The 9,418-nt window shown below is 26.3% G+C and carries 4 protein-coding genes and 1 riboswitch; of the genes, 3 read left to right on the plus strand and 1 reads right to left on the minus strand.

What is annotated here, in order from left to right; all coding sequences use genetic code 11:
- Positions 1 to 608: 608 nt before the first annotated feature.
- Complete coding sequence (locus tag CSBG_RS07955; RefSeq protein WP_035285186.1) at positions 609 to 2,405, plus strand: WG repeat-containing protein; 1,797 nt, start codon at positions 609 to 611, stop codon at positions 2,403 to 2,405.
- 190 nt (positions 2,406 to 2,595) lie between these two features.
- Positions 2,596 to 3,252 carry a hypothetical protein gene (locus CSBG_RS07960; protein WP_008678557.1) on the plus strand — a complete coding sequence of 219 codons (657 nt, stop codon included), beginning with the start codon at positions 2,596 to 2,598 and terminating at the stop codon, positions 3,250 to 3,252.
- 134 nt (positions 3,253 to 3,386) lie between these two features.
- On the opposite strand, the gene aspD is transcribed toward CSBG_RS07960, so the two are convergent.
- Positions 3,387 to 5,015, minus strand: coding sequence for an aspartate 4-decarboxylase (aspD, locus tag CSBG_RS07965; RefSeq protein WP_008678560.1), 1,629 nt, complete (start codon positions 5,013 to 5,015; stop codon positions 3,387 to 3,389).
- Between the two features lie 192 nt (positions 5,016 to 5,207).
- A riboswitch (SAM riboswitch) is annotated at positions 5,208 to 5,305 on the plus strand.
- 101 nt (positions 5,306 to 5,406) lie between these two features.
- Here aspD and metH point away from each other — a divergent pair.
- Positions 5,407 to 9,057: a methionine synthase gene (gene metH / locus CSBG_RS07970; protein ID WP_008678561.1), complete on the plus strand. Its 3,651-nt coding sequence runs from the start codon at positions 5,407 to 5,409 to the stop codon at positions 9,055 to 9,057.
- Positions 9,058 to 9,418 lie beyond the last annotated feature (361 nt).

Raw genomic sequence — 9,418 nt, forward strand, 5'->3', positions numbered from 1 at the left:
AAACATTAATGGAAGTAAAATGCTTATTTAAATTTTTTACTATTTTTAAAAATAACATTAATTATGAAGGTAATAAATGTAGATTTTTTATTCATTTTGCATCTCTCATTAAAATTAATATTTGTTTAATATTACACCTTTGCAAATTGTATTTCATTGAATCGTTGATAATATAATGTTTTTATATTTGATCTTAAAAGATTGGTAAAGTTTTGTATAGATTCTTATGTGATTTTATAGTTTAAATTAGATAAAAGTACTACATAAATAATAAGTAAAATTAATTTGAATAATATTGAATAATTATTGGGAAAAATGGGTTACAAAAAGAAGTATAAAAGAAAGTAGTTATGAAGATAGTTAAAAGTAAATTTATTTTTATTCATAAATAAGAGATTGGATTTTATTAAAAATATAAGTGATAAATTATATAAATATTTAAATTAAAGAATACACTAAATTAATATATTTTATGCCTTTTGGTGGAAGTCTTACGGTTAATAAGAATTTTTTTTGTTAAAATATTTATTTTAAATATATATAATATTGTATCGAATAAAAAATATAAAAATATAATATACATTATTAATGAATTTTCGAGGGGTTATATGAATAGGGGAAAAAATAATAAACAAAGTAAAAAGAAGAATACTAAAAAAAGAGAAGTTGATTTATTTCCTGCACTTAAAAATACTGTCGATGGAGATAGGTATGGTTATATAAATAAAGATGGTGAGGTAATAATTCCGTTTAAGTTTACAAGAGCATATGATTTTAACGAATTTGGATTAGCAATAATTAAGGAAAATAACAAGTTTGGAATAATTGATATTAAGGGAAATTACAATGTAAATCCTCAATTTGATAATATAAATCCATATAAAGAAGGAAGGGCAATTTATACTGAAAAATCTAAAATGGGGGTTTTGGATGAAAAAGGAAATAAATTAAGGGATGTAGTCTACGATTATATAGGAAACTACAACGATGGATATGCAGTTGTAGCTAAAATGAATGGTAAAAGCTCTAAATATGGATATATTGATTTAGATGGAAAGGAAATTACTGAAGTTAAATATATGCATGCAAATGATTTTAATGATGGCTTTGGATTGATAAAGATCAAAGATAGGGAATTTGCATTAATAGATACACAAGCTAATATTAGTAATACTTATAATTTTGAATATGTTGGGTCATATGGAGAAGACTTAATGGTATTTTCAATATTATTAGGTGGCCCATATGGATATATAAATAGAGATGGAGAAATAGTTATTAGTCCGATTTATTGTGATGCCAAAGGATTTAATGATGGGGTAGCAGTAGTCAGTAGAAGTAACAACAACATAATCTGTACACATGGAGTTATTGACAAATTAGGAAGGCAGATTTATGGTGAGATATATAGTGATATAAAACATTTAGGTGAGGGGAAGATAGCTTTAGGTTTACCAATAGGAGATAATAGTATATTTCCAAGAAGTATTTATGCTATAGGAGATTCACTTGGAACTCTTTTAACAAAATTTATTTATCTCAATATTGGTATGTATATAAATGGGTTATCATATGGATCTGATGATAAAAAAACATTTTTTTTAGATAGGTATGGAAGAATAGTAAAAAATCTACCAATGGTTGATGGAAGTGGTGAACTTAGAGCTAAAGGTGGAATTATACATGCTAATATAGATTACTCTCCTTATTATTTAGATAAAAATAATAAATTTATCTATCAGCCTAATAAAGAATTTCCTTTAGACAAAAAATATTCATTAATAATTGATAAGTATAAACCTAATATTAATTATCTCATATATATTCCACAAGTGAAAGGGATACATGATGAAAATGTAGAAAAAGAAGTTAATTCAAAATTACGAAAAATATCATTTTATATACCAGCAAAAGAAGAAGTAATAGATAATGAGCCTAATATTATAGAGGATCAGGTATTATCATATAATTACTACGGAAATTTTCAAATATTATTTTACAAAGATAATTCATTAATAATAGATCTATTAGGATACTATTATTCATTAGGAGCAGTTAATGGAACACCAATAAGAAAAACATGTGCGATTGACTTATTAACAGGAAGATTTTATAAGCTAAAAGATTTATTTAAAAGTGATACAAATTGGAGAGCAATTTTAAATAAGATAATAAGTGGATTTATAGAAAATGATCCTAGTTATGAATATGTTTTTCCTGGTTCATTTAAAGGAATATCAGAGAGTCAAGACTTTTATATAGATAAAGATAATTTATATATTTATTATCCTCCATATAAAATAGGGCCTTATTCTGCTGGGGTTATTACTTTTAAAATACCATTTACTCAAATAGAGGATTATTTAAATAGCCAAGGAGATTTTTATAAAAAGTTTAATGGATAGGAATAAGAAGCATATTGGAATTTTAGAATTCTTATATGCTTTTTTATTACTATAATTAGATAATATCTTAAATAATATACTCGTAAATGATGATAAATGAAATAAAAAAACTAAGGAAACAATATAAACCTAAAGAATAATATATATTATAATCAAATAAACAAAAGATATTTAGAAAGTGAGGACTAAGATGAACTATAATAATTCAAATTACAGTTATGAAGATTATTTTAAAATAATGAGCATGAATAATGAAAATTGTTCATGTAATAATCAAGAACAATATGATAATCAAGAATATATAGTAAATATAGAAGAAAGATTACCTAATATAAATCCTGATTTACAAAATGCATCTCAAATGAAACCAAATAATTCAAGAAACATAGATATGTTTCAAGGTGTTCAAAATAATCAAGAATTAATGAAATCACAAGGGATGCAATCTTTTCAAGGATTCCAAAATTCCGAAGTGACTCAAGAAATGAACTCAGTACAAGGAATGCACTGTCCTATGCAATGTTCAGGAAAACTTCAATGTAAGAATCGAAACAAGGTAATTCAAATACCAGGACAAGTAAGAAAATGTAATCAGCATTGTAATATAAATGGTAAAAATTTTATTATTAATAATAAAAATTTCTTTAATAGATATTTTACTAGATATAATCATTTTTTCATAAATGATTGCAATTATATAAAAGATCATTTATGTGATTGTAATATTATTCATTTTTCATCTCAAACTATTTATAAGGGATGTAAATATCTAGGATCAAAAACAGTAGTTGCAAATAAATGCAATAAAAATTTTAATAATAATTGTTGTTTTAATAATATCTTCTAGTCATCTTTATTTTGGTTTTGTAGTACTACTATATTTTATGGTAGTACTACAATTTAGTATCTTTTAATAATATAAATCCACTTCTAAATAGAGATAAAAGCTAGGCTTATTCAAGTCTAGCTTTATTTCTATTACTACTTTTCACTTTCTTTCCATCTAATTACAAATTCATCAAGAATTCCATGTAGAGTTTTTCCTATAGTAGTATAATCTTCATCTCTTAAATTTGCTAAAGAAATTCTTATAGACCATTCTGGACCTTGAAAGCCAGATCCACTTAATAATACAATGGATGATTCTTCAGCTAATCTATATAATACCTCAACTGGTTTATAACTGCTTTCAAGATAATTTGCAAATTCTGAACCATAATTGTAATTTGCCCACTCTAATAAGTCAAATTCCGTATAATAAGCTGCATCATTTATATCTTTTCTTAAGCTTAGGCCAAGACTATCAAATAGTAATTTTTGACGTCTATGACATATTTCTATAGTTTGTTTTTTATATATATTTTCATCATCTAATAATGCAAATGCACAAAAAAATGCCATTTGTACTTGTTGGGGTGTAGAAAGGCCTGCTGTATGGTTTAAGGCGACCTGTCTGCTATCTGCAACTATCCTATCAATGAAAGGTATAGTTTCTGGGTTTAATTTCATATCACCATATCTTCTATTTAAAATTTTCTTTTTATCTTTTGATAATTCTTTCAAAAGTTTATCATATATATTTTTTTCATGAATAGCTATAGTCCCTAATCTCCATCCTGTAACTCCAAAATATTTAGAAAAGGAATAAACTCCTATAGTGTTATAAGGCAAATCGGCCATTAATGATCTAAACTCAGGAACGAACGTACCATAAACATCATCAGAAATTATCATTATATCTTTATTATATTCATTTATAATAGAAACTAGGTTTTTTCTACACTCAGTGCTTAATGAAACAGAAGGTGGATTACTTGGATTCACTATAAATAAAGCTTTTATAGAATTATCTTTAAGTTTCTCTAATTCATATAATGGATATTGCCAAGTATGTGTACCATCAATTGTTGTTTCAGTAGCTTTTATAGGAACTATTTCTAAATCATATCTAGGTAAAACAGGTATTTCTAGATAAGGAGTAAAAATTGGTACCATTATTGCTATTTTATCTTTAGGGTTAAGAAGCATATTTGATCGTAAAGTATCAAATATATAACACATTGCTGCAGTAGCTCCTTCTACTGCAAAAATATTAAATTTACCACTTGGAGGCTTATTGTAACACATTTCTTGTACTAAATAATCATGAACTATTTCTTCAATATGATACAGCATTCTATCTGGCACAGGATAGTTATCTCCAATAATTGCATCCGTTAATTCATATAAGTAATCATCAGCATTAAAGCTTTTTTCATTTATTCCATATTCAATTATTTTTTTTAGTAATTCTGTCCCTGGTAAAATATTATTTTTATCTATAAATTCTATGAATCTATTATAAATACCATTTTTTTTAGGCATTCCAGCTAAATCACCATTATTAATATCTTTTTTAGTTTCATCAACAGCAAAAAGACCAAATGTAAAAAAAGCTTCTCTAGGAGTAGATGCTGTCCAATTTGGATTTCCCCTACCAGCGTCTAAAAGAATACGGGCTGTTTTTTCATTTTCACCATGAGCTAGTTCTATTAACCTATTTTTAAATTCAAATGGACTTATTTTACCATAAATTTTTTCGATTTCTTCACGCTGTAAGTTTTTGTCCATAGTTTTTCTCCTTAAATAAAAGTTTTATCTTATTTTTTGTTATGAATTAAAATATTATTCCTTTAATATAGATGAATTAATAATATAAAAAATTAATACTAACAATTTATATAAAAATTAAACTTAAACGTAATTATTTATTGAAACATATTTACAATAAATAATAAAGATTATATAATTATATAAAATAATATCTTATTAAGAGTGGTGGAGGGACTGGCCCTTTGAAACCCAGCAACCTGCTTTCTAGTGTGGTGCTAAATCCTACAGATTTTTCTGAAAAATAAGAGTAATAGAGTTTGTATATAATCCTTTCTTATTTTAGAAGGGATTTTTTTATTGATATTAGTTGTGTATATAATATTTAGAGTTATTAAAGGGGGGCTGTATAATGAAGAGAGATTTTGAAATAGTAAAAGACTTAGAAAAAAGAATTTTAGTAATAGATGGGGCAATGGGAACTAATATTCAATCATTTATGTTAAAAGAAGCTGATTATAGAGGAGATTTATTAAAAGAATTTCCTATAGATCAAAAGGGAAATAATGATTTATTGAGTATAACAAAGCCAGAAGTAATTGATGAAATACATCGAGGATTTTTAGAGGTAGGTGCAGATATAATAGAAACTAATACATTAAATTCAAATAGAATATCACAAAGTGATTTTGGACTTGAAAATTTAGTTTATGATTTAAATTATAAAAGTGCAAAGCTAGCTAAAATGGCGTGTGATGATTTTTCTAAAAAGGATGGTAAAAAAAGATATGTAGCAGGATCTATAGGGCCAACTAATAGAATGGCATCATTATCTCCAAATGTTGAAGACCCAGGATATAGAAATATATCTTTTGACCAGTTAAAAGATGCATATGTAGAACAAATAGGTGCTTTAATTGATGGAGGTATTGATTTAGTTTTAATAGAAACAATTTTTGATTCATTAAATGCAAGAGCTGCTATTATGGCTGCAAATGATGTTTTCAGGTTGAAAAATAAAATCCTTCCTATAATGGTATCTGGAACAATATCAGATAAATCAGGAAGAATTTTATCTGGACAAAATCTTTTAGCTTTTGCTGCTTCTATGAAAAACGAAAATATCATTTCAATAGGACTAAACTGCTCTTTTGGAGCGAGAGATTTAAATCAATTTATAAAAGAGTTATCAGAAACTCAGGATCTATTTGTATCAGTTTACCCAAATGCAGGCTTGCCTAATGAATTAGGGTTTTATGATGAGTCACCTGAAATAACATCAAAGTGTATTGAAGAAATGTTAAAAGAAGGATATCTAAATATAGTAGGCGGATGCTGTGGGACTACTTATGAACATATAAAAGCAATTGCAAATATAGCTAAAAACTATAAACCAAGAATTGTAAAAGGAATTGAAATAGAAAGTGTATATAGTGGATTAGAAATAACCAAGGTGAATAAAGAAAGTAATTTTATTAATATTGGAGAAAGAACGAATGTTTCAGGATCTTTAAGATTTGCACGACTTATTAGGGAAAAGAAATATGAAGAAGCTCTTTCTATTGCTAAAGAGCAGGTTGAAAATGGTGCTCAAATAATAGATATAAATTTTGATGATGGGCTTTTAGATAGTGAAAAAGAAATGGATTATTTTTTAAAACTTTTAGCTTCAGAACCTGATATTTCAGCTAAACCTATAATGATTGATTCATCAAGATGGGAAGTTATAGAAAAAGGTCTTAAAGTAATTCAAGGGAAGCATATAGTGAATTCTATTTCTTTAAAAAATGGAGAAGAAGATTTTCTAAAGAAGGCAAAGATTATTAAAGATTTTGGCGCAGCAGTAGTAGTAATGGCTTTTGATGAAAAAGGTCAAGCAGATAATTATGAAAAGAAGATAAGTATATGTAAAAGAGCTTATGATCTTTTAGTGAATAAAGTTAATTTTCCACCAGAAGATATAATATTTGATCCGAATATTTTAGCAATAGCAACAGGGATTGAAGAACATAATAACTATGCTTTAGATTTTATAAATGCAACTAAATGGATAAAAGAAAATCTACCATATTCTAAGGTTTCAGGTGGAGTTAGTAATTTATCATTTTCTTTTAGAGGTAATAATAAAATAAGAGAAGCTATGCATTCAGTTTTCTTATATCATGCTATAAAAAATGGTATGGATATGGGGATTGTGAATCCAAGTATGATTCAGATATATGACGATATTCCAAAAGATTTACTTAAATTAGTTGAAGATGTTATTTTAAATAGTTCTGAAGATGCAAGTGAAAAACTTTTAGAAGCTGCTACTTTATATAAAAATGATTTAAGAGAAGGCGGGGAAAGTAAAGAGGATTGGAGAAACTTAACTTGCAAAGAAAAACTAGAATACTCTATAGTCAAAGGAATTACTAATTATATAGAAGAAGATTTAAAAGAATCATTAAATTTATATGATAGGACTTTAGATATAATAGAAGGCCCTTTAATGGATGGAATGAAAAAAGTAGGAGAACTTTTTGGAGATGGAAAAATGTTTTTGCCTCAAGTAGTAAAATCAGCACGAGTTATGAAAAAAGGAGTTTCATACCTAACGCCGTATATAAATAGTGAAAAAGATGGTGAGTTTACTCGGGATGGAAAAATATTAATAGCTACTGTAAAAGGTGATGTTCATGATATAGGAAAGAATATAGTTGGAGTTGTTTTATCTTGTAATAACTTTGAAGTTATAGATTTAGGTGTCATGGTTCCGTGCGAAGAAATAATAGATAAAGCAATTAAGGAAAATGTTGATATAATTGGGTTAAGTGGATTGATAACTCCATCCTTAAGTGAAATGATAACAGTAGCAAAGGAAATGGAAAAAAGAAATTTAAATATTCCACTTATAATTGGTGGTGCAACTACATCTAAAGTTCATACAGCATTAAAAATAGATCCTAATTATAGTGGACCAGTAATATATGGATATGATGCATCTAAAACTGTTGAAATTTGTAAGATATTAGTATCAAAAGAAAAAGATAAATTTATAAAGAAAACTAAAGAGGATTACAGGTTACAAAGAGAAAATTATGAAAAGGTAAAACTTGAATTTATTTCATTAGAAGAAGCAAGAAAAAATAAATTAAAAATAGATTGGAAAAATACTCTTATTAAAAAACCTAATTTTTTAGGTGTGAAAGAAATTTATGATTATACTATAAAAGATTTGAGGCCTTTTATAGATTGGAGTTTCTTTTTTTCAGCTTGGGGAATGAAAATGAAATTTCCACAAATTTTAGAAGACAATAGCTATGGCAAAGAAGCCAACAAAATATATTATGATGCAAATAAATTATTGGATGATTTAGAAAATAGCAAAATAGTGAAACTAAAAGGAGTATTTGGGTTATTTAAAGCAAGTTCTGCTGAAGATGATATAAGGATTTTTGATAAAGATAATAATTTAATAGAAACTTTTAATATGTTTAGACAACAAAAGAAAAATAAAAATAATATAAACCTTTCTTTAAGCGACTATATAGCTCCGGAGGGATTAGAAATTGATGATTATATTGGTGCATTTTTAGTAACAAGTGGAACTGAGGCTAAAGAGTATGCTAATAACTTAAGAGAAAATGGAGATGACTATAATTCTATGCTTTTAAGCTTTATATGTGATAGGCTAGCAGAAGCTTTTGCAGAAAAATTGCATTTAGATGTTAGAAAGAGCTATTGGGGATATTCAAGTAATGAGAATTTAAATTATGATGAGTTACTTTCTGGGAAGTATAGGGGAATAAGACCAGCTGTAGGTTATCCATCAATAAAGGATCAAAAAGAAATAAGAAAGATATTTAAGTTATTAAATGGAGAAGAAGCAACTGGAGTAAAAGTTACGGAAAGTAATATGATGGATCCTCCATCATCAGTTTGTGGGTTATATTTTGCAAATAGTGAAGCTAAATATTTTGATGTTTATAAAATAGATTACAATCAATTAGAAGATTATGCTAAAAGAAATAATTCAGATCTAGAGGAATTAAAAAATAGATTACCAAATATATTAATATAATTACTTACAAAAAAAGAAAACTTATAAAGAATTAATAAACTTTATAAGTTTTCTTTTTTATTTTAATATTAAGGAGAGAATAGATAATTCTGTGTAATTATTATTTTTATTGTTTTAATATTACTGGAAATTTTCATTTCCAGTAATATTTTTTTATATTTAAGAAATACTAATAATGTTTCTTATTACCTTTTTTAGTATTTCAAAAAAATCAAATAGTATGCATATAATTTATAAAAAGTACAAGCTTCTAAGCTAATTCATCTTTTAATTGATCTTCAAATACTATTGAAAGCTCCGCTAGCGTAGCTCCCCAATTATGTATAGGTTGGGTCCATTTTTCTAATATCTCCATTGTTGC

It is taken from the genome of Clostridium sp. 7_2_43FAA (assembly GCF_000158375.2).
In the GTDB taxonomy this organism is placed as follows: domain Bacteria; phylum Bacillota; class Clostridia; order Clostridiales; family Clostridiaceae; genus Clostridium; species Clostridium tertium.